Source organism: Burkholderia sp. MSMB1826 (assembly GCF_001526325.1).
Lineage (GTDB): Bacteria > Pseudomonadota > Gammaproteobacteria > Burkholderiales > Burkholderiaceae > Burkholderia.
The window spans coordinates 114,915-136,276 of sequence record NZ_LOYN01000015.1 but is presented as its reverse complement, the minus strand read 5'-3'; the positions used below and the strand labels follow the sequence as shown (position 1 = coordinate 136,276).

General features: G+C 69.3%; 19 protein-coding genes. 12 read left to right on the top strand and 7 right to left on the bottom strand.

Translation table 11 applies throughout. From position 1 onward, the window contains the following. Positions 1-254: 254 nt before the first annotated feature. The 5 genes from WS95_RS07590 to WS95_RS07570 all read right to left on the bottom strand — a co-directional run bounded on the left by WS95_RS07590 (position 255) and on the right by WS95_RS07570 (position 5,101). The gene (locus WS95_RS07590; protein WP_059823128.1) at positions 255-956 is read right to left on the bottom strand and encodes a DUF2848 domain-containing protein; all 702 of its coding nucleotides are present in this window, start codon (positions 954-956) and stop codon (positions 255-257) included. A 49-nt stretch (positions 957-1,005) separates the two neighbouring features. Next, complete coding sequence (locus tag WS95_RS07585) at positions 1,006-2,241, bottom strand: MFS transporter (RefSeq protein WP_373557148.1); 1,236 nt, start codon at positions 2,239-2,241, stop codon at positions 1,006-1,008. A 141-nt stretch (positions 2,242-2,382) separates the two neighbouring features. Then, the gene (locus tag WS95_RS07580) at positions 2,383-3,072 is read right to left on the bottom strand and encodes a DUF4286 family protein (protein WP_059823125.1); all 690 of its coding nucleotides are present in this window, start codon (positions 3,070-3,072) and stop codon (positions 2,383-2,385) included. Between the two features lie 99 nt (positions 3,073-3,171). Next, positions 3,172-4,209, bottom strand: a complete 1,038-nt coding sequence (locus WS95_RS07575; RefSeq protein WP_059823529.1) for a LysR family transcriptional regulator — start codon at positions 4,207-4,209, stop codon at positions 3,172-3,174. 100 nt (positions 4,210-4,309) lie between these two features. Continuing rightward, the gene (locus WS95_RS07570; protein ID WP_059823123.1) at positions 4,310-5,101 is read right to left on the bottom strand and encodes an SDR family NAD(P)-dependent oxidoreductase; all 792 of its coding nucleotides are present in this window, start codon (positions 5,099-5,101) and stop codon (positions 4,310-4,312) included. Between the two features lie 412 nt (positions 5,102-5,513). Between WS95_RS07570 and ypfJ the strand changes: the two genes are divergently transcribed. The 11 genes from ypfJ (at position 5,514) to WS95_RS07515 (ending at position 18,402) form a co-directional block, all read left to right on the top strand. Further along, a complete protein-coding gene (gene ypfJ / locus WS95_RS07565) occupies positions 5,514-6,392 on the top strand; it encodes a KPN_02809 family neutral zinc metallopeptidase (protein WP_059823121.1) in 879 nt (292 codons plus the stop codon). A 164-nt stretch (positions 6,393-6,556) separates the two neighbouring features. Continuing rightward, positions 6,557-7,285, top strand: coding sequence for a helix-turn-helix transcriptional regulator (locus WS95_RS07560; RefSeq protein ID WP_034204489.1), 729 nt, complete (start codon positions 6,557-6,559; stop codon positions 7,283-7,285). A gap of 215 nt (positions 7,286-7,500) precedes the next feature. Next, positions 7,501-9,003, top strand: a complete 1,503-nt coding sequence (locus tag WS95_RS07555; protein ID WP_059823119.1) for an aldehyde dehydrogenase family protein — start codon at positions 7,501-7,503, stop codon at positions 9,001-9,003. 58 nt (positions 9,004-9,061) lie between these two features. Next, complete coding sequence (locus tag WS95_RS07550) at positions 9,062-10,402, top strand: aspartate aminotransferase family protein (RefSeq protein WP_059823118.1); 1,341 nt, start codon at positions 9,062-9,064, stop codon at positions 10,400-10,402. Positions 10,403-10,639: 237 nt separating this feature from the next. Beyond that, on the top strand, positions 10,640-12,142 hold the full coding sequence (locus tag WS95_RS07545; RefSeq protein WP_059823116.1) for an APC family permease: 1,503 nt from the start codon (positions 10,640-10,642) through the stop codon (positions 12,140-12,142). Beyond that, on the top strand, positions 12,139-12,747 hold the full coding sequence (locus tag WS95_RS07540; RefSeq protein WP_059823114.1) for a DUF3156 family protein: 609 nt from the start codon (positions 12,139-12,141) through the stop codon (positions 12,745-12,747). Before WS95_RS07545 ends, WS95_RS07540 begins: the two co-directional genes overlap by 4 nt. A gap of 70 nt (positions 12,748-12,817) precedes the next feature. Next, positions 12,818-13,756 carry a helix-turn-helix domain-containing protein gene (locus WS95_RS07535; RefSeq protein WP_034204494.1) on the top strand — a complete coding sequence of 313 codons (939 nt, stop codon included), beginning with the start codon at positions 12,818-12,820 and terminating at the stop codon, positions 13,754-13,756. Positions 13,757-13,917: 161 nt separating this feature from the next. Continuing rightward, positions 13,918-15,126 carry a porin gene (locus WS95_RS07530; protein ID WP_059823527.1) on the top strand — a complete coding sequence of 403 codons (1,209 nt, stop codon included), beginning with the start codon at positions 13,918-13,920 and terminating at the stop codon, positions 15,124-15,126. Positions 15,127-15,402: 276 nt separating this feature from the next. Further along, complete coding sequence (locus WS95_RS07525) at positions 15,403-16,641, top strand: ABC transporter substrate-binding protein (RefSeq protein ID WP_059823113.1); 1,239 nt, start codon at positions 15,403-15,405, stop codon at positions 16,639-16,641. 34 nt (positions 16,642-16,675) lie between these two features. Beyond that, positions 16,676-17,545, top strand: a complete 870-nt coding sequence (locus WS95_RS07520; RefSeq protein WP_059780587.1) for a carbohydrate ABC transporter permease — start codon at positions 16,676-16,678, stop codon at positions 17,543-17,545. After that, positions 17,542-18,402 (top strand): carbohydrate ABC transporter permease, encoded by an 861-nt coding sequence (locus WS95_RS07515; protein ID WP_059823111.1) that lies wholly within the window; start codon positions 17,542-17,544, stop codon positions 18,400-18,402. Before WS95_RS07520 ends, WS95_RS07515 begins: the two co-directional genes overlap by 4 nt. 32 nt (positions 18,403-18,434) lie before the next feature. On the opposite strand, the gene WS95_RS07510 is transcribed toward WS95_RS07515, so the two are convergent. Then, on the bottom strand, positions 18,435-19,457 hold the full coding sequence (locus WS95_RS07510) for a LacI family DNA-binding transcriptional regulator (protein ID WP_059823109.1): 1,023 nt from the start codon (positions 19,455-19,457) through the stop codon (positions 18,435-18,437). A 6-nt stretch (positions 19,458-19,463) separates the two neighbouring features. Between WS95_RS07510 and WS95_RS07505 the strand changes: the two genes are divergently transcribed. Continuing rightward, complete coding sequence (locus WS95_RS07505) at positions 19,464-20,384, top strand: phosphatidylinositol-specific phospholipase C (RefSeq protein ID WP_155294367.1); 921 nt, start codon at positions 19,464-19,466, stop codon at positions 20,382-20,384. Here WS95_RS07505 and WS95_RS07500 read toward each other — a convergent pair whose 3' ends face one another. Continuing rightward, positions 20,385-21,341, bottom strand: coding sequence for an alpha/beta hydrolase family protein (locus tag WS95_RS07500; RefSeq protein ID WP_059823107.1), 957 nt, complete (start codon positions 21,339-21,341; stop codon positions 20,385-20,387). Between the last annotated feature and the right edge of the window lie 21 nt (positions 21,342-21,362).

The following is a 21,362-nucleotide window of genomic DNA, read 5'->3' as shown; positions in this document are numbered from 1 at the left end:
CCGATGCGCATCATGTCGATCGACACAGATCAGGCGGAAACGGGGGCGCGATGCGGTATTTCGGATGGAAAATGTCGGTTGCGGGGGCAATCGTGTTCACACTGAGCGGGTGTACGAACCTGGCCGGTGTGCTGTATTGCGACAACTCGCAGTTCAACTTCCCGGACTACCACTGCTTCGAGTCGTACAGGTAGAAGCGGGCGCGACGGCTGAAAGCCGTCGTGCCCGTGTTCCATGCGCTTTTCCGCTCGCCGTTACGCGACGACCGGCAACACCTCGACCGCATACCGGTGCCGCAAGCTGCGTCGGAGCACCGGATCGTGCAACTCCATCTCGAATGCATCGCCGTCGTCCATCGCCGCGATCGCGCCGTGCACGGCGACCGTGCCCCCGTACATCGCGCAGCGTGCGGGCATCGTGCGGCGATCGTCGAACCGCTGCCACAGCGCGTCGGGCGCGAGCAGGCCGCTGACCGCGCCGTGCTGGTACGCCACCCGTTCGCCATCGCGCGCAATCAGCCACGAACGCATCTCGAGCGTATCCCAGTGATCGGCGACATCCGCATAACGCCACGCGTCGCGGCCGAGCGGCTTCGCGCACACCTGCTTCGACACGGCGACGCCGTACGCTTCGACTTCGCGATCCGTGTGATCGGAGCCGACCGTGACCAGCGTGCCGGCCGGGCTGTCGACCAGCACGCATTCGATTTCGCCGCCCGAGCGCGCGCCGAGCACGCCGATCGACGGCGCCTGCGTGAGCAGCGCGGACGACACGCGATAGAAGCACGGCGTGGTCGACGGCGGTGCGACGCCGAGCGCCGCGAGTTCGTCGATGTGCGCGCGGATCGCGGCCGGGTCGCGGCCGGCCCAGCCGGCGATCACGACGCGTTCGACCTCGGCGGCGACGGCGGCCGGCGTGCGTTGCGGGGAAATCACGTTGAACGACAGGGTTGGCATGCGGCTATCCGTTTGAAGTGCGAAGGAGTGAATCGGGGAGCGGCTGCGTTCAATCCTCGAGCGGCCGGTGCGCGGTCTCGCGCGCGGCGACGAGTGCGATCGACGTGACGACGAGCGCGGCGGTGACGTACAGCGACACGGCCGTCGTCGTGCCCGTCTGCCGGAACAGCGCGGCGATCACGAGCGGCGCGAAGCCGCCGCCGACGATGCCGGCGAGCGTGTACGCGAGCGACGCGCCCGCATAGCGCACGCGCGTCGGGAACTGTTCGGTCACGAACGCGCCTTGCGGGCCGTACATCACCGCATGGATCACGAGGCCGATCGCGACGGCCGCGACGATCGCCGCGGGGCGCGCCGAATCGAGCAGCGCGAAGAACGCGAACGCCCAGACGATGCCGGCAAGCGCGCCGGCGAGATACACGGGCCGACGGCCGAAACGGTCCGACAATGCGCCGAAGAACGGCACCGAGAGCGCGTTGCAGGCCGTGCCGATCATCACGGCCGTCAGCGCCACGGGGCGCGACAGGTGCAGCACGGTCGTCACGTAGGTCAGCGTGAACACGACGATCAGCGCATACAGCACGTCCGAGCCGATCCGCGAGCCGCCCGCGATCAGCAGGCGCTTCCAGTGGTACTTCAGCACGTCGGCGACGGGCACGTCGGCGGTCGCGTGCGATTCGGCGAGCTGCTCGAACTGCGGCGTTTCGTCGACGCCGCGCCGCAGCCAGAAGCCGAACACGACGAGCAGCGCGCTGGCCGCGAACGGCAGGCGCCAGCCCCACGACAGGAACGTGTCGGACGTGGTGGACAGCGTGACCAGCGCGATGCAGCCGGTGCCGAGCAGCGTGCCGAACGACGGGCCGATCTGCGTCCACGAGGCGGACAGTCCGCGCCGTTTCTGGTCGCCGTGCTCGACCGACAGCAGCACCGCGCCGGCCCATTCGCCGCCGAGCGCGACGCCCTGCACGAAACGCAGCGCGACGAGCAGGATCGGGCTCAGGATGCCGGCCTGCGCATAGGTCGGCAGCGCGCCCATCAGCGCGGTCGTCACGCCCATCAGCACGAGCGTGAGCATCAGCACCGCGCGGCGGCCGATGCGGTCGCCGAGGTTGCCGAACACGAAGCCGCCGAGCGGGCGCGACACGTAGCCGACCGCATAGGTCGAGAACGCGAGGATCGTGCCGGCCAGCGGATCGACCGACGGAAAGAACAGATGGTTGAAAACGAGCGCGGCGAGCGTGTTGTAGATCGTGAAGTCGTACCACTCGAGCGACGTGCCGATCATGCTCGCGGTCGCGAGTCGGCTGTTGCGGACACGGCGGGGCGCGTGGGCGGCGGGCTGGACGAGAGTGCTCATGGTATCGGGCAGGTCGTGACGGATGACGGGATGAAGCGCGGGGCCGGCGTGGGCGTCGGCGTCGAGCGTTCAGGCAGGCAGGGCGGCAGCGGCGGCCGGGTCGGCTTCGGTGTCGCGTCGCCGCGCAGGCAGCGGCGCGGCGGCGCGCCACAGCAGGTCGAAGGTACGCACGTCGTCGTGCCCGGCGAGCGTCGCAGCCACGCGACGCGTGGCCGCCGCGTCGCTGCCTTCGATCAGCACGAGCGCATCGGCGGCCGGGCGGGCAGCCGCCGCGGCGCCGATCGGCGCGGACAGGTCCGGCGACGTGCGGAACAGCCGCGCGGCGTGGATACCCGGTTCGCGCAGCGCGGCGTCGAAGCGGGCGCGCAGGTGCGGCACGTCGATGCGGTCCGGCGGGAGCACGAACAGCGCGAGATGCGCGCCTTCGCCGTCGCCGGCCTCGATCGTCAGCTCGCCGACGCGCCGCTGCGTGCCCGTCATGCGCTCGAAGTTCGCCAGCGACCACGCGGTCTGCTGCGTGAACGCGCGCCGGTATGCGTCGCCGCGGAACACGTCGAGCGCGTCGGTCACGTACAGCGCGAGGTATCGGCGCGGGCCGCCGTCGGTCGCGCGAAACCGTCGCGCATGCGTGAAGCCGGGAATCGCGACACGCTCCTGCATGTGCTCGCGGTCGTACCACGCGTTGAAATCGGCTTCGTGCGCGGGGTCGATATCCGTCCAGACGCAAAGCTGGCCGTGCGGAAGGGAAAGGCGGGTCATCGCGGGGTGCCTCGTGACGGGGGTGTCGGGAACCCCAGTGTCCCGAAGACGGGCCGCGCCCGTCCAACAAGAAAACAAATTCGCGGTGAACAGGTTTTCTTATGAGCGGCGCGGGCGGCGTTTCGCGGCAGGTATGGCAGGCGAGGCGGCCTTCGCCGTGCGCTTCGTTTTCGCCGACGTGCTCGTCGTCGTCCCGGTTGCGTTGCGCGTGGGCGTTGCGTCGACGCGATCGGAGGCGGCCGGCTTCGCGAGGTTCGCGGCGGCCGCCGTCGGGCGCGCGACTTCGCTCGCGAGTTCCGCGATGCGCGCGGCGACCGGCAGCCCCTGGCTGCGGTACGTCGCGACGAGCGGTAGCGCCGGGAACTCGGGCTCGACGTCGAGCAGTTCGAGCGTGCCTTCGTGCAGTTCGCGCCCGACGATCGCGGGCGGCAGCGCGGCCACGCCGAAGCCGTCCGCGACGAGGCGGATCATCGCGGCGACCGACGTGATGCAGTTGATGCTGGCCGGCCGTTCGACGGCTGCGAACAGCCGCTCGATCGTCGCGTGCGGCCCCGAGTGGCGCGAGAAGCTGATGATCGGAAACCCGGCCAGACGCGCGACGTCGAGCGGCTGGCCGCCGAGCCCGAGGCGCGGGCTCGCGGCCCAGCGCACCGGGAATTCGCACAGCGGCAGGTTCGTGAAGTCCGGCCCCGGCACCGGGTCGGTCTGCAGAATCAGGTCGACGCCGTCGGTGCTGAGCAGGCGGACCAGGTGCAGCGTCGTGTCGCTCGTGATCTCGACGTCGAGGCGCGGATAGCGCTCGCGCAACTGCGCCATCAGCGCGGGGAACCAGCTGTGCACGATCGATTCGATCACGCCGATCCGGATCAGGCCCGCATCGCTCGCCGCGTCGATGTCGCGCCGCATTTCGCCGTCGAGCCGCACGATCCGCTCCGCGTAGGCCAGCATGCGCCGGCCCGCGGGCGTGAGCGTGGCCGAGCGCGTGTTGCGGTCGAACAGGCGCACGTCGAACGCCTCCTCGAGCGATGCGATGCGGCTCGACACGGCGGCCTGCGTCGTGTGCAGTTTCTCGGCCGTGAGCCGGAAGTTTTCCAGCTTTGCGAGCCAGACGAAGGTTTCCAGAAACCGGATGTTCATCGCATTCCGAACGGTGAGGCGGTGCCGCGCCAAGCGGCGGATCGGGACGATGTTAATGGATTCGGGCACGGGCCGGCGCGTGCGGCGCCTTCCGGTGGCGTCAAAGCCGGTCGAACGCGAGCGTCGGCACGTCGACGCTCGTCGCGCCGCCGTCCGCGACGAGCGTCGCGCCGGTCACGAACGATGCGTCCGGCGACGCCAGGAAGGCGCAGACGGCCGCGATCTCGTCGGCGTCGGCCGCGCGCCGCAACGGCACGTCGGCACTGACGCGGGCGTACGCAGCGTCGAGCGAATCGCCGTGCGCGGCCATCAGCGGCGCCATTTCCGCATCGGCCATCGGCGTGCGGACCCAGCCGGGGCAGACGGCGTTCGCCCGCACGCCGTGCGGGCCGTAGTCGCGTGCGAGCGATCGCGCCAGCCCGAGCAGCGCGTGCTTGCCGACCGTGTAGCCGCATACGCCGGGCCCGGCCGCGAGCGCCGCGATCGACGCGACCAGCACGATATTGCCGCGCTGCGCGATCAGGTCGGGCAGGCACGCGCGCGCGCTGACGAATGCTGTGTCGAGGTTCGCGCGCATCGCGTCGCGCCACTGCGCGTCGTCGGTTTCGTCCGCGCGGCCGATGCCGTGGCCGCCCGCGCATGCGACGAGCGCATCGACGCGGCCGAAGCGTTCCGCGATGCGCGGCAGGAAGCCGGCCCAGTCGGCGGTGCCGGCGGCGTCGCCCGCGAGCGCGAGGCCGCCTGTTTCGGCCGCCAGCGCGTCGAGCGGCGCGTGGCGGCGCCCGATCAGCACGACGCGGTCGCCGCGACGGGCGAAGCGGCGCGCGCACGCGGCGCCGATGCCGGTGCCTGCGCCGGTGATCGCGATCGTGCGGGGGGGCGGGTGCGTCATGTCGTTCTCCGGAAAAGGGGGCGTTCCGGCCACTTTATGCGGCGCGGGCGCACACCGGTATCCGCCGAAAGGATGAATGCCGGCCGTCCGGTCGTCCGTCTGGCTGGGCGCGGCGGCCGTCGCGCATTTTGCAAAGGCTGACGATGTTTGCCGTCGAATCGTTCTATCCTCCACATTTTTGAGATAAGTCGCGAAAGCCCGGCAAAATAGCGCGGGCGGATGCACGCAACGGCGCGCGGCGCGTCGGCCTGCCGATTCCGTCGTACGAATCGGGCGGCAGGCGGGATCGGCGCGAGCGGGCGTCCGCGGCACAGGTATCGCGTCCGCCGACGGCTCGTGTCGCCACGGCGTATCGCCCGGTTGCGCGTTCGCGCGGCCGGACCATCGACAAAAGAACAGGGAGGGGCCGGCAATGAGGCTGGACGACGAAAGAGAAAGCGTCAACGTCGAGGATCGACGCGGCGCCGGCGGATTCGGCGGCGGACGCGCGACGATCGGCATCGGCACGATCGTGGTCGCGCTCGCCGCATCGTATTTCTTCGGCATCGACCCGCGCGTCGTACTCGAAGGCGCGTCGGCGCTGCAGGGCCGCCAGCAGCAGGCGCAGCCCGCGCCGACCCAGCGCCAGGGCGCGCCGGCCAACGATCCCGGCGCGGTGTTCACGCGCAAGGTGCTCGGCAATATCGAGCGCACGTGGACGGATGTGTTCAACACGCAGCTGCACGCGCAGTACGAACCGCCGAAGCTCGTGATGTTCACGAACTCGACGCCGACCGCGTGCGGCACCGGCCAGACCGCGATGGGGCCGTTCTATTGCCCCGGCGACCGCAACGTGTATATCGATCTCGGCTTCTACGACGAGCTGCGCAAGCGTTTCGGCGCGGGCGGCGATTTCGCGCAGGCCTATGTGATCGCGCACGAAGTCGGTCATCACGTGCAGAACCTGCTCGGCATCGCCGACAAGGTCGACGCCGCGCGCCGGCGGTCGAGCCAGGCGCGCGCGAATGCGCTGTCGGTGCGCATGGAGCTGCAGGCCGACTGCTTTGCCGGCGTGTGGGCGAACAACGCGCAGCGCGCGAACCGGCGGCTGATGGAGCCGGGCGATTTCGAGCAGGGGCTGAAGGCCGCCGCGGCGATCGGCGACGACCGGCTGCAGCAGCAAGGGCAGGGCTACGTCGTGCCCGAAAGCTTCACGCACGGCACCAGCGAGCAGCGCGTGTACTGGCTGCGGCGCGGGATGGAGTCGGGCGAGGTGAGCGCCTGCGACACGTTCGCCGCGAACGCACGCTGAAACGACGCGCGTGCCCCGTCGCGCGCCGATATCGTCCCGGTAGAACCGGCCGCCGCGGCCGGGGCCGGGACGATTTGCCGATTTGTGCTCACCGGCACTTTTCGGCGCCGGTAGGCTGGGCCGGACTTCGAGATTCGATGCATCCGCCCGCCGGCCGATTCCCCATGCCCGTCTTGTCCGTTCCCGCCGACCACGCTCCCGCCGACTGGCAACGCGCGCTGCGCGCGTGCGTGGAGGCGTTCGACGCGTTCGCGAGCCCGTCGGCGATCGTGTTCTACCGGCTCGACCAGAGCGGCGAGCCGGCCGATTTCGAGCTGTTCGGGATGCCGGAATCGATGCATCGCACCTACGTCGCCCGCTACCGGATGCTCGATCCGCTCCATCCGTCGCGCTGCGCGGCGGGCGAATGCGCGGTCGTCACGCTCGCGTCCCAACTGCCCGACGAGCGACGTGATGCGTCCGCGTACTGGACCCGTTTTCTGCGGCGCCACGACGTGGCCGACGTCGTCGAGATCTGGCTGCGCGACGCGGGCCGGACGGTCGGTGCGTTCTCGTTGCTGCGCTTCGGCATCGGCGACTCGAACGGCAACGGCAGCGCCGGCCGGTTCGCACCGGGCGAGATCGATGCGCTCGCGCGGCTGCAGCCGGTCGCCGAAGCCGCGCTGAGCCCGCTGCTGCGCGCGCGGCGCGGCATCCACCGGATCGGCTGCGAAGAACGCCTGACCTACCGCGAGGAGCAGATCGCGCGGCTCGTGCGCGACGGCCGCTCGAACAAGGAGATCGCGCGCGATCTCGCACTCGGGCAACCGACGATCAAGACGCACCTGATGCGCATGTACCGCAAGCTCGGCGTATCGAACCGCACGGAGCTGGTCGGGGCGTTGTTCCTGTAATCGTTCCGCACGCGGCAGGGCCTGCCGCGGCGATATCGAGCCGGGTCACCGCCTCGCTCCGCCCGTGCGTCACCGCGGGGTTCGAACCCGCCTTCCCGGCGTCCCACGCGCTGCCAATTTGCGCTCACCGGGCGCGATTCCCCGTCGATACAGTGGTCCGACGCCCGCGTGCCGCACCGGCACGCGGTCCAGCCACGACCATCAACGAGACGCCCATGAGCAACACGAACTTCGTCGCCGTCAGCGACACCGTGCGCACTTTCGTCGCGCGCGATTTCGGCCTCTTCATCGACGGTGCAATGCAGCCCGCGCACGCGGCCGCGCGGCTCGACGTGTACGACCCGGCCACGGGCGAGCGGCTCGCGACCGTCGCCGATGCGGACGCGCACGACGTCGACCGCGCGGTCGCGAGCGCGAAACACGCGTTCGACGCGCGTGTGTGGAGCGGGCTGCGGCCGGCCGACCGCGAACGCATCCTGCTGAAGCTCGCGGACCTGATCGAAGCCGACGCCGAAACGCTCGCGCAGCTCGAAACGCTGAACCAGGGCAAGTCGATTCACGTGTCGCGCGCGATCGAGGTCGGCGCGAGCGTCGAATACGTGCGCTACATGGCCGGCTGGGCGACCAAGATCACCGGCCAGACGCTCGACGTGTCGATCCCGTTCCCGCCCGGCGCGCGCTATACGGCCTATACGCGCAAGGAGCCCGTGGGCGTGGTCGCCGCGATCGTGCCGTGGAATTTCCCGCTGATGATCGCGGTGTGGAAGCTGATTCCCGCGCTCGCGGCCGGCTGCACGATCGTGCTGAAGCCGTCGCCGGAAACGCCGCTCACCGCGCTGCGCCTGGCCGAGCTCGCGCTCGACGCCGGCGTGCCGCCCGGTGTGTTCAACGTGGTCACGGGCGGGCGCGTCTGCGGCGCGGCGCTCGCGAGCCATCCGTCGATCGCGAAGATCTCGTTCACCGGATCGACCGCGACCGGCAAGCTGGTCGGCGCGGCGGCCGTGCAGAACATGACGCGCTTCTCGCTCGAACTCGGCGGCAAGAACCCGATCGTGATGCTCGACGACGTCGACGTCGCGCAGGCGCTCGACGGGGTGGCCGCCGGCGCGTTCTTCAACCAGGGGCAGGTATGCGCGGCCGCGTCGCGCATCTACGTGCATCGCAGCAAGTTCGCGCCGCTCGCGGAGGGCCTCGCGGGCGTCGCGCGGTCGATGAAGCTCGGCGCGGGCCTCGACATCACCGCGCAGATCAACCCGCTGGTCTCCGCGCGCCATCGCGACAAGGTCGTCGAGCACATCGAAGGCGCGCGCCGCGCGGGTCTCACGTTCCTCGCGGGCGGCACGCCGGCCGACGATCTGCCCGGCTATTACGTGAAGCCGGCCGTGATCGCCGATCCGCATCCGGACAGCGCGATCGTGCGCGACGAGGTCTTCGGCCCGGTGATCGTCGTCGTGCCGTTCGACGACGCGGCCGACGCGGTGCGCCTCGCGAACGCGTCGCCGTACGGCCTCGCCGCGAGCATCTGGAGCAACGACCTGACACGCGTGATGAACCTGGTGCCGCGGATCGAGGCCGGCACCGTGTGGGTGAACTGCCATATCCCGCTCGATCCGTCGATGCCGTTCGGCGGCTACAAGCAATCGGGCATCGGCCGCGAATTCGGCCAGTACGCGATCGAAGGCTTCACCGAAACCAAATCCGTCTGCATCGCGCACTGAACGCGCGGCGCTCGAACCCGAACGAACCGATTCAACCGATCCGACCATGGAGACTGCAATGAGCTACAACGAAGCGAAGTTCTGGCATCCGATGCTGCACCCGAACGAAATGAAACAGCGCAAGCCGATCCGTATCGTGCGCGGCGACGGCTGCTACGTGTTCGACGAGGAGGGGCGCAAGCTCGTCGACGGCGTCGCGGGCCTGTGGAACGTGAACGTCGGCCACAATCGCCAGGAAGTGAAGGACGCGATCGTGCGTCAGCTCGACGAGCTCGAATACTTCCAGCTGTTCGACGGCATTTCGCATCCGCGGGCCGAGGAGCTGTCGAAGAAGCTGATCGACATGCTCGAACCGGAAGGGATGCGCCGCGTGCTGTACAGCTCGGGCGGCTCCGATTCGATCGAGACCGCGCTGAAGATCGCCCGCCAGTACTGGAAGGTGCGCGGCCAGGCCGATCGCACGAAGTTCATTTCGCTGAAGCAGGGTTATCACGGCACGCATTTCGGCGGCGCGTCGGTGAACGGCAACACGGTGTTCCGCCGCAACTACGAACCGAACCTGCCCGGCTGCTTCCACGTCGAGACGCCGTGGCCGTACCGCAACCCGTTCACGCAGGACCCTGAGGAACTCGGCCGGATCTGCGCGGAAATGCTCGAGCGCGAGATCCAGTTCCAGAGCCCGGACACCGTCGCCGCGTTCATCGCGGAGCCGATCCAGGGCGCGGGCGGCGTGATCGTGCCGCCGGCCAATTACTGGCCGCTGGTGCGCGAGGTGTGCGACCGCTACGGCGTGCTGCTGATCGCCGACGAAGTCGTGACGGGCTTCGGCCGCAGCGGCAGCCTGTTCGGCAGCCGCGGCTGGGGCGTGCGCCCGGACATCATGTGTCTCGCGAAGGGGATTTCGTCGGGCTACGTGCCGCTCGGCGCGACGGTCGTGAACGCGCGGATCGAGGACGCGTTCGCCGCGAATGCCGATTTCGGGGGAGCGATCATGCACGGCTACACGTACGCCGGCCACCCGGTCGCATGCGCGGCCGCGATCGCGAGCCTCGACATCGTCGTGAAGGAAGACCTGCCGGCGAACGCGGCGAAGCAGGGCGCGTATCTGCTCGAAGCGCTGCAGCCGTTCGCGGAGCGCTTCGCGGCGGTCGGCGAGGCGCGCGGCAAGGGGCTGATGCTCGCGCTCGATCTCGTCGCGAACAAGGACACGCGCGAGCCGATCGATCCGCTGTCGGGCTATGCGAACGCGGTCGCGGAAGTCGCGCGCGAAAACGGCGTGCTGGTGCGTCCGGTCGGCACGAAGATCATCCTGTCGCCGCCGCTCGTGATCCAGCGCGAACAGCTCGACCGGATCGTCGATGCGCTCGCGGCCGGCTTCGAGGCCGTACCGTTCGCATGACGGCGTGACCGCATGACGGCAAACCCGCGGCGGAAGGTAAAGGTCATCGCGGGTTTGCCGATTTGCGCTATGACCGGATTATTTTGCCTGCGTATTTTTTCGACATCGGATCACGCCGTGATCGACAAGGGGCCCGGGTCTCGTCGTGCTGAAGCACCGCCCGGGGCCAACCGCAGAGCATCCGGCCCCGGCCGCCGACGAAGCGCCGGTTCGGGCCCACCTACGAAGGAGACAACGATGTCGGGATGGTCGGGAATGACCGGCGCCGCAGGCGATACGCCCGCCGGCTCGCCGGCTGAAGCGGGCGGCGGCGCCGCATTGAAGGCCGGTGCGGTCGGTTTCCCGACCGCGCTGGCGAGCGCCGTCGGCCTCATCATGGCGAGCCCGGTGATCCTCACCGCGACGTCGGGCTTCGGGATGGGCGGCTGGGCGTTCGCCGTCGCGATGATCGTCGCGTTCGTGATGATGCAGGCGCAGGCGACCACGTTCTCCGAAGCCGCCGCGATGCTGCCGACGGCCGGCTCGGTTTACGATTACCTGTCGTGCGGGCTCGGCCGCTTCTGGGCGATCACCGGCACGATTTCCGCGTATTTCCTCGTGCACGTGTTCGCCGGCACGGCGGAGACGATCCTGAGCGGCATCATGGCGCTCGTAAACTTCGAATCGTTGAACGCCGCGTTCGAGAAGCACAACAGTTCATGGCTCGTCGGCGTCGGCCTCGTGATCACGTTCGCGATCACCAACATCGTCGGCATCAAGGTGTTCAGCAAGCTCGAGATCGTGCTGACGGCCGGCATGTGGCTGTCGCTGATGATCTTCGGGATCCTCGGGCTCGCGGCCGCGCCGGCCGTGCATCTCGACGGCTGGTTCGGCGGCTCGGAAGTCGGCACGTCGATCCCGGCCGTGCTGTCGCTGGTCGGGATGGCGATGTTCATGTTCGTCGGCTGCGAGTTCGTCACGCCGCTCGCGCCGGAAATGAAGGCGCCGGGCCGCACGATCCCGCGCGCGATGGCGCTCGGCCTCGTCGGCGTCGCGATCTGCATGTTCCTGTACGGCGCGGCGATCCGCCGCCAGGTCGCGAACGTGCCGGTGAGCCCCGACGGCCTCACGCACCTGCTCGACACGCCGGGTGCGATTCCCGCGTTCGCGCTCCAGGTGCTCGGGCCGTTCGGCCGCGTGTGGTTCGGCATCGCGTTCCTGTGCGCGGGCGCCGCGACGATCAACACGCTGATGGCCGGGCTGCCGCGCATCCTGTACGGGATGGCGATCGACGGCGCGCTGCCGCGCTGCTTCGCGTACCTGCATCCGCGTTTCAAGACGCCCGTGGTCGGCATCGTCGCGTCGGCGATCGTGCCGATCTTCCATGCGTGGCTGATCAACGGCAATCTCGACAGCATCCTGCATCTGGTGCTCGCCGCGACCTGCGCGTGGGGCACCGCGTACCTGCTCGTCACCGCGTCGGTCGTGATGCTGCGTATCCGCCGCCCGGACCTGCCGCGGCCGTACCGTTCGCCGCTGTTCCCGCTGCCGCAGATCGTGTCGAGCGTCGGTATCGTGCTCGCGATCTGGTACATCACGCCGCCCGGCATGAACCCGCGCGACATCTACGTGCCGTTCGGCGCGATGCTGGGGCTCACCGCGCTGTACGCGCTGTTCTGGACGCTCGTCGTGCAGCGCCGGCATCCGTTCAAGCCGGTGCCGGTCGAGGACGTGCTGCGCAACGAGCACGTCGCGCCGTGAAGGCCGTGCTCGCCCGGTGGCGCGCGGCGCCCGATGCGCCGCCGCCCGGTAACCGTCCCGGCGCGATCGCCGCGCGCGTGCTCGCCGATCTGCGGGCCGTGCGCGATGCCGACGGCGGCGTCGGCGGCGTCGGCGGCGTCGGTGGTGTCACGGCGCGGCTGTCGAACGGCGTGCGCGTGAGCATCGACGAGTGCGTCGAGCGCCAGTTCCTGATGCATACGGTCGGCGTGAAGGTGACGGCGGCCGCCGACGGCCCGGCCGCGCGGGGCAGCGCGCGCGTGCGACAGACCGGCTGGCTGCGTCGCACCGGCATCGAGGCGGCGCCCGCGCCCGGATGCGACCCGCGCTTCGTCGACGCGCTGGCCGCATTGATCGCCGAGCCGGCGCTGGCCGACGCGCTGCGGCCGCTGCACCTGACCGACTGCGCGATCGACGCGCGCGACGGCCGCTGGACGCTCGCGATCGTGCCGTTCGGCGGCAGCGAGGTCGTGAACCGGATGCCGTCGTTTCGCCGCTATGTCAGGCTGATCGACGAGCAGGCCGCCGCGCTGTCGGCGGCCTGTCTCGCGTTCGAAACCGCACTACGCAGGATTTTGCGAGGGTAAGCTGTGGCGACGCGTGCCGCGCGAACCCGGCGGCCGCGTCCAGCACCCGAGGGTTTTACCGGAGACGCCGATGCTGTTCCAGTCACGCTCGCACGAAGACGTGCACGATCACGGGCTCGCGATCGCGGGCTGGCATCAGGTCTATCGTCAGATGACGCCGGGCCGCTTCAAGGGCACCGTCACGCAGGTGCTGTACGACGATTTCCACTTCTTCCGCGAGACGACCAACCGGCGGGTCGCGCAAACGGGGCTCGCGCCGCTCGGGCGCACGTCGCTCGCGGTGCCGCTGTCCGTGCCGCTCGCGGGTACGTTCCAGGGGCAGCCGGTCGACGGCTATGCGCTGCTCGCGCTGCGCGCCGGCGAGGATTTCGAATTCCACACGCCGGAAGGGATGGGGCTCGTCGGGATCAGCGCCGCGTCCGACATGGTCGACGAGCTGTGCGAAGCCGAATTCGGCGCGGCCGCCGCGCGCAGGCTGCGGCACGTGACACGGCTGTCCGATGCGCAGGGCGTCGCGCTCGGGATGCGGTTGTCGGCGCTGATCGACGATGCCCAGCGCAACCCGGGCTGCCTCGAATACGCGGCCACCCGCAAGATGTTTCGCGACGCGATGCTCGGCATGTTCCTCGATGCGCTCGAACAGGGCATCGGCGTCGAGCGCCGCGACATCACGCACGCCACCTACAGCGATATCGTGAGCCGCTGCGAGAAGCATCTGCGCGAGCGGCCCGAAGAACCCGTCACCGTGCTCGAACTGTGCCGCGCGCTGCGCTGCAGCCGCCGCACGCTGCAAACGAGCTTTCAACGCGTGGCCGACGTCACGCCGGTCGGCTACCTGCGCACGATCCGGCTGAACGCGGTGCGTCGCCTGCTGCGCACGACGCCGGTGCAGCAGCTCGGCGTCGGCGAAGCCGCCGCGAGCTGGGGCTTCACGCATCTCGGCTATTTCGCGCGCGAGTATCGCGACCTGTTCGGCGAGCTGCCGTCGCAAACCTTGCGCCCCGAATGACGTTCTCCTGCCGCGACGGCGCCGTCGTGCGTCGCCCGTCCTCGTCACCGTTTGCTGATTTGGGATAGGGGTCCGGAATTTTCGCTGGATAAAGTCCTGCCACCCATATCGACAACGCCATCGATTTGCACTGCGAACTGATGAACATGGAGGGGCGGGACATGAAGAACGGACGACGACTGACCGCGGCCGCGGTCATGCTGGGTTGCGTGCACGCGCACGCGCAGACTTCGGGGAGCGTGACGCTGTACGGCACCGTGGACACCGGCATCATCTATTCGACCAACCAGCAGTTCACGCGCGCCGACGGCAGCACGGGCGGCGGCCATGCGTGGCAGATGGGCGGCGGCAATCTCGTGCCGTCCCGCTTCGGCTTCCAGGGTGCCGAGCCGCTCGGCGGCGGCCTCGACGCGGTATTTACGCTCGAGCAGCAGTTCCTGTCGGCGAGCGGGCAGGCGCTGCAGGGCGGCACCGCATTCAGCCGGCAGGCATGGGTCGGGCTGCGCCAGGACGGGATCGGCACGCTCGGCCTCGGCCGGCAATACGACTCGTACACCGACATGCTCGGCGCGTACGTGTCGAGCAACAACTGGGCGACGCCGTACGGCTCGCATCTCGGCGACGTCGACAACCTGAATGCCGCCTTCAACTTCAACAACGCGGTGAAATTCACCAGCGCCGATTTCAACGGGCTCACGTTCGGCGGTACGTTCAGCTTCGGTGGGCAGGCCGGCGATTTTTCCGCGAAGCGCGGCTATGCGGTGGCCGCGACGTACACGCGCGCGCCGGTGGCGTTCTCGGTCGGCTACCTCGACCTGCATCAGCCGCTCGACGCGGCGCTCGGCGGCGCGAGCGGCTATATCGGCGATTTCGCGTGCAGCAACGCGGGCGCGATGTATTGCCTGCTGCAGGATGCCGGCTCGATGCGCGCATTCGGCGCGGGCGGGTCGGTCACGTTCGGCGCGGCGACGCTCGCGCTGACCTACACGCATACGCGCCTGGGCGACAGCCGCTATTTCTCGAGCGCCGTGCAGCCGCGCACGCAGGCGTTCACGTTCGACGTCGGCGAGCTGAACGTCACGTACATGTTCACGCCGGCGCTGCAAGGCGGCGTCGCGTACCTCTTCAACGCCGCGCATACGGACGGGCGCGGCACGACGCGGTTCCATCAGATCAATCTCGGCACGAACTACAGCCTGTCGAAGCGCACGGCGCTGTATGCGGTCGCGATCGGGCAGATCGCGAGCGGCACGGGGCTCGGCACCGACGCGAACGGCAACGCGGCGAACTATGCGCAGATTCCGGTGCTCGCGAACAGCAATTCGAGCCGGCAGTTGGCGGTGCTGGCCGGGATTCGCGTGAACTTCTGACGGCCGCGGCTGCGGCCGCGGGCATGAGGCGGGCGGCTGGGCGAGCATGGCGCGCCGGGCCGCCCCCCGACCTCCGTCGCGTCGCGGCGTGATCGATACGGCCGGCGCGAGCGGTACGACGGCACATGCCGCGCATCGGCATTCGCCGCATGCCACAAATTCTTAACGATCGGCGTGAACAATGGCGTTCGCATCAGGCGGCCAGCCGCGTCCCCCGCGTTGCACACGTGTGCAACGCCTGGCCGTCCCGCCACCACGCCGAACGAGAGAGACCTCATGACCTTGCCGAGCCGCCTGCGCGCGCTGTCCGTCGCCCTTGCGCTGTCCTTCGCCGCCATGCACGCCGTGGCCGCCGATCTCGTCATCGCGGGCCGCGACGACATCTACGGCAAAGGGCTGACCGACGCCGTCGCCGGTTTCAACAAGCTGCATCCGGGTACCGAGATCGAACTGCTCAAGCTGCCGAACGCGAACCTGTACCAGAAGCTCAAGCTGTCGATGCGCGAAGGCACGGGCGCTTACGATCTCGTGATGATGGACGACACGTGGGCGCCCGAATTCATCGGCAACGGCTGGCTGAAGCCGCTGCCCGCGTCGCTCGCGGACGCCGATCTCGTGCCGTCCGCCGTCGCGCTCGGACGCAATGCGGCCGGCGCGCTGTACGCGCTGCCGATCGTCGGCAACGTCGAGATGTTCGCGTACCGCAAGGATCTGCTCGCGAAGTACAAGCTGCAGCCGCCGCGCAACTGGGACGACGTGCTGAAGATCGCGCAGACCGTCGGCGGCGCGGACAAGAGCGTCTCGGGCGTCGTGTTCCGCGGCACGAAGGGCAATCCGGTCGTCACGGGGTTCCTGCCGATCCTGTGGGCGTACGGCGGCGACGTGTTCGACCATGCCGGCAACGTGACGATCGATTCGCGCGAAGCGCAGGCTGCACTGAAGACGTTCCTCGCGCTGAAGGCGTTCGCACCGAAGGACGTCGACGTGTACGGGGCGGCCGAAGTGCGCGACGCATTGCAGCGCGGCACGGCCGCGCAGTCGATCGAGGTATGGCCGGCGTGGGTGCCGGCGCTCGACGATCCGAAGCAGTCGCGCGTGGTCGGGCAGATCGCGCTGCAGCCGCCGCCGGGGCAGACCGCAGGCCCGGCGCCGATGCTCGGGATCTGGCAGATGGGCATTCCGAAGGACGCGCCGCACGCGAAGCTGGCGCAGGACTTCCTCGCTTACCTGAGCGCGCGCGATACGCAGACGCGCCTCGCCGGCATCGGCATTCCGCCGACTCGCCGCAGCGTCTTCAACGATCCGGCGCTGGTGCGTCAGTACCGCTGGTATCCCGATCAACTGAAGGCGCTCGAGGCGGGCCGCGCGCGGCCGCGCGTGAAGGACTGGCAGCAGGTCGAGAGCATTCTCGGCGATCAGTTGCAGCTCGCGTTGACGGGGCAGGCCGCGCCCGATGCCGCGCTGCGCCAGGCGCAGCAGAAGATCGCGCAGGCGACGGCCGCGGCCGGCAAGTGAGCGCGCCCGTCGATCCGTTGGCCGGGTGTTCCACATGAGAGCGTTCGGCCGCAGCCTGCCGTTCGTCGCGCTGCTCGGGCCGGCGCTGCTGGTGCTCGCCGCGCTTGCGCTGTATCCGGTCGCGCAGGTGCTGATCGACTCGTTCTGCCGGGTCGATTACGCGGCCGGCCGCCGCGCGTTCGCGGGGCTCGCGAATTATCGCGCGGTGCTCGGCGACGATGCGTTTGCGGCCGGCTTCGGCAACACGCTGCGCTTCACGCTCGTCGCGTCGCTCGCCGAAGTCGCGCTGGGCTTCGGTCTCGCGCTGCTGTTCGTGCGCGCGTTTCCGGGGCGGCGCATCGCGCTGCCGCTCGCGATCCTGCCGATGATGTTGTCCACGCTCGTGTGCTCGGCGATCTGGCGCAACTGGCTGAACTTCGACGGGTTCCTCAACGCGCTGCTCGCGGCGTTCGGCGTCGACGGCGTGCGCTGGCTGTCCGATCCGCACCTCGCGCTGTGGTCGCTCGCGCTCGTCGACGTGTGGCAGTGGACGCCGATGGCGTTCCTGATCGTGCTGGCCGGGCTTCAGTCGATCCCGCAGGAACTGTACGAAGCCGCACGCACCGACGGCGCGAGCGAGTGGCAGTGCCTGCGCGACATCACGCTGCCGCTCGCGGCGCCGCAGATCGGCCTTGCGCTGCTGCTGCGCTCGATCGACACGTTCAAGCTGTTCGACAAGGTCTATGCACTGACGGGCGGCGGCCCCGGCAACGCGACGCAGACGCTGTCGACCTATATCTACGACACGGGCTTTCGCTTCTTCAACGTCGGGCCGGCGAGTGCCGCGTCGGTGCTGATGCTCGCGGCGTCCGCGCTGCTGGTCTCGGGGTACGTATGGCAGACGGTTCGCAAGCGGCGCGCATGACGACGCGATCGGCGGGCATATCTCGCGCGCGAACGGGCACCGCATTCGGTTGCGCGGTGCCCTGGGCGCTGCGCATCGTCGCACTCGCGCTGTTGCTGCTGCCGTGCCTGTGGATGGCAGGTGCCGCCTTCATGCCGACGCTTGAACGCCTCGATCATCCGCTGCGGATCTGGCCGGCCGCGCCGACGGTCGAGCATTTTTCATCGGTATGGTCCAACGGCATCGGCGCGCCGCTCGCCAATTCGCTGCTGGTCGGCTTCGGCACGACGCTGCTCGCGCTGGCGCTCGCGTTTCCGGCCGCGTATGCGCTCGTGCGGTTGCGATTTCCGGCGCGGCTCGACCTGCTGTTTTTGGTGCTCGTGCTGGCGTTGAAGCTGATGCCACCGATCACGATCGCGGTGCCGCTGTTCGCGCTCGCGAAGCGGCTGCACCTGCTCGATTCGACGCTCGGCCTGATGCTCGCGTACCAGATCTACGCGTTGCCGATGGCGATCTGGATGCTCCTCGCGTTCGTGCGCGACGTGCCGATCGAATACGAGGAAGCGGCGTGCATCGATGGCGCGGGGCTCGCACGGCGGCTCGTGCAGATCGTGCTGCCGCTGTGCGCGCCGGGGCTGATCGCGACCGCGATCTTCGTGTTCATCGCGGCCTGGAACGAATTCCTGATCGCGCTGCTGTTCGTGTCGACGCCGAGCCGCTTCACGCTGCCGCTCGCGATTGCCGGCTACGTGACGGAGAACGGCATCGACTGGGGCGACCTGATGAGTGCGGGACTGATGGCGTCGCTGCCTACGCTCGCCGTGGCCGGCTATGTGCAGCGTTACCTGTTGCGCGGGTTCGCGGGCGGGTTGAAGTGACGCACGGCGCGGCCGCGCGCGGTTCCGCGCCGTCACGCGCAACTGGCCCGCACCACCTGTGTGACCGGTACGACGCGCGTGCGCGACGGGCCGTCGAACGTCTGCATCCGGTCGGCGAGCAGGTCGATCGCCGCGTGCGCGAGGCCGCGCGTGTCCTGTTGCAGCGTCGTCAGCCGATATGCGTCGTATTCGGCGGCGGGGATGTCGTCGAAGCCGATCACGCGCAGGTCGTCCGGCACGCGCAAGCCGAATTCGCGGCGCGCGACGTCGATCACGCCGAGCGCGAGCAGGTCGGACGAGCAGAACACGCCGTCGGGCCGTTCGCCGGTCGCGAACAGTTGCCGCGCGGCGTCGATTCCGCTGGCATGGGTGTCGGACGGCGTGTCGAGCACGCGTACGAGCGTCGCGTCGAACGCGTCGCGTTGCCCGATCGCGTGCTCGAACGCCGCGGCGCGCGACCGCGCGCTGTAGCTCGCGCTGCGCGGCCCGACGAACGCGAGCCGGCGCGCGCCGGCCCGCACGAGCCGCTGCGCGGCATGCACGGCGCCCACCGCGTTGTCGCTGACGACCACGTCCGCGCCCGGCAGATTCGCTTCGCGGTTGATCATCACGACCGGAATCCGGTGTTCGAGATACTGCTGCGCGACCGACAGCGGCGGCGATGCGGACGTCATCACGAGGCCCGCGATCCGGTAGCTGAGCAGTCGTTCGAGCGATTGCCGGACCTGGCGCGGATCTTCCGCATTGGTCACGAGCGGCGTGAGCGCGCGCTGCCCGAGCGCGGCCATCAGGTCCGACAGCAGCCGCGCGCGGAACGGGTTCTCGAACCCGGCCGTCACGACGCCGATCATGCTGCTGCGCTGCGTGATCATGTCGCGCGCGATCAGGTTGACCTGGTAGCCGAGCGCACGCGCGGCGACCATCACGCGCTCGCGGGTTTGCGGTGCGATGCTTGCCGTCGGCGAGAACGCGCGCGACACTGCGGAGCGCGACACGCCGGCCCGCGCCGCGACATCCGACGCCGTCACCCACGGTTTTCTTTCCTTGTCGTTCATCGATTCATGATTCCTTCGCGCCACGATACGTGCATGCCGCCTGCCGACTGGATGTCGGCGCTCGACGACGCGCGGCCGCTGCATACGCTGACCCTACCGGGCAGCCATGACACCTGTGCGTATACGGTCGACGATCGGCTGGTGCGCACGCAGCGTGCGCCGCTCGATGCGCAGCTCGCGCATGGCGTGCGGCTACTCGACATCCGCTGCCGGCACGTGCGCGATGCGTTCGATATCCATCACGGCGGCATCGCGCTCGGCATGACGTTCGACGACGTGCTCGCGACCTGTACGCGCTTTCTCGATGCGCATCCGCGCGAATGCATCGTGATGTCGGTGAAGGACGAGTGGCCGGCGCATGCGTGCACGCGCGGTTTCGATGCGACGTTCGACGTGCATCGCGCGCGGCATCCGCGGCTGCGCTGGCATGCCGGCGGCACGCTGCCGACGCTCGGCGACGTGCGCGGCGCGGTCGTGCTGTTGCGGCGCTTTCGGAGCGGCCGGCCGCTCGGCATCGACTTGACCGCGTGGCCCGACAACGCGACGTTTACGATCGACCATCCGGACGGCGCCTTCGTGATCCAGGATGAATATCGCGTGCCGGTGGCCGCGTCGATCGCATGGAAGTGGCGCGCGATCGACGCGCTGCTGACGCATCTGCCGTTGCCGGACAGCGGCCGCTGGGCGCTCAGTTTCTGCAGCGGAACGGGGATGGGGGCGAATCCGTCGGTGGTCGCATTCGGCGATGGCCGGGTGCAGGGAATTCATGCGCGACTGGCCGAGCGCTTGCGCGAGCAGCGCGGCCCGTACGGCGCGGTGCTGCTCGATTTCTGCGACGACGACAACTGGGCGCTGGTGCGTGCGCTGATCGAATGCAACGATCGCGCGCCGGAGCAGGGCGGTTGGCGCAAGGCGTTTCGCTGCTAGTCAGCGAAGATTCGCGTCGAAGAACGCGAGTGCCTTGGCGTCGAGCGTTTCGTGGAACGCGGCGCGATCGAATCCCTTTGCGTCGGTGCAGATGTCGGGTGCGTCGTGGGCCAACCGTTCGGGGCATGGCGCGAGAAACGCGAAGTGCGCTGAATTCGGCACGACATGGAATTCAGGCCGTTGCGGTAGTAGCGCGGCCAGTGCGGGGGCCGTATCCGGCGTCACGCCGTCGCCGCCTTCCTCCGATGCCCAGAGTTGGATCGGCGCACGGATGTTCTTCACCGTATCCGAGGTCGGAAATTCATCGAGCGGATCGGCCAGCACGTACGCCTTGATGCGCGAGTCGTGCATCAGCGGCGCCTTCGGCAGGTCACCGGCCCGGATCTGCTTGCAGATCGGCCAGGTCGGATCAGGGCAGGCGACCGGCGCATGAGCGAAATCCGGATTGCCGCCGGCCAGCACGAGGCCGGTATAGCCGCCGCGCGAAAAGCCGAAGAAGCCGATGCGTGCCGGGTCGATGTGCGCGGCATCCGGCGCGTGAGCGAGCATGTAGTCGACCAGTCGCTTGATATCTGCCGGACGCTCGACGAAGTTCTGCAGGTCGGCCGCGCGGCTCATGTCGGAGAACGTGTCGCCCGGATGGTTGATCGCCGCGACGACGTACCCCGCATCGGCAAGCGTTTCGGCGAGATCGTGATGGCCGACGAACGTGCCGCCATGACCGTGCGAGATCACGACGAGCGGCAGCTTGTCGCCGGCGGTCGGGCAGTCGCGACGTCCTTTCAGCGTGTAAGGGCCGATCGTGAGCGTTTGCATCGCCTCCGCGCACGGCGTCCACACGATCGCACGCAGCTCCGGGCCGGATGCATCGGCGGGGATCCGGACGAACTTGACACCGGCCGCGTGCGCGACCGTTGTGCACAGGCAGAGCAGGACAGTCGATAGCCAGGTTTTCATGTCGATTCCCGAGGCGACGGA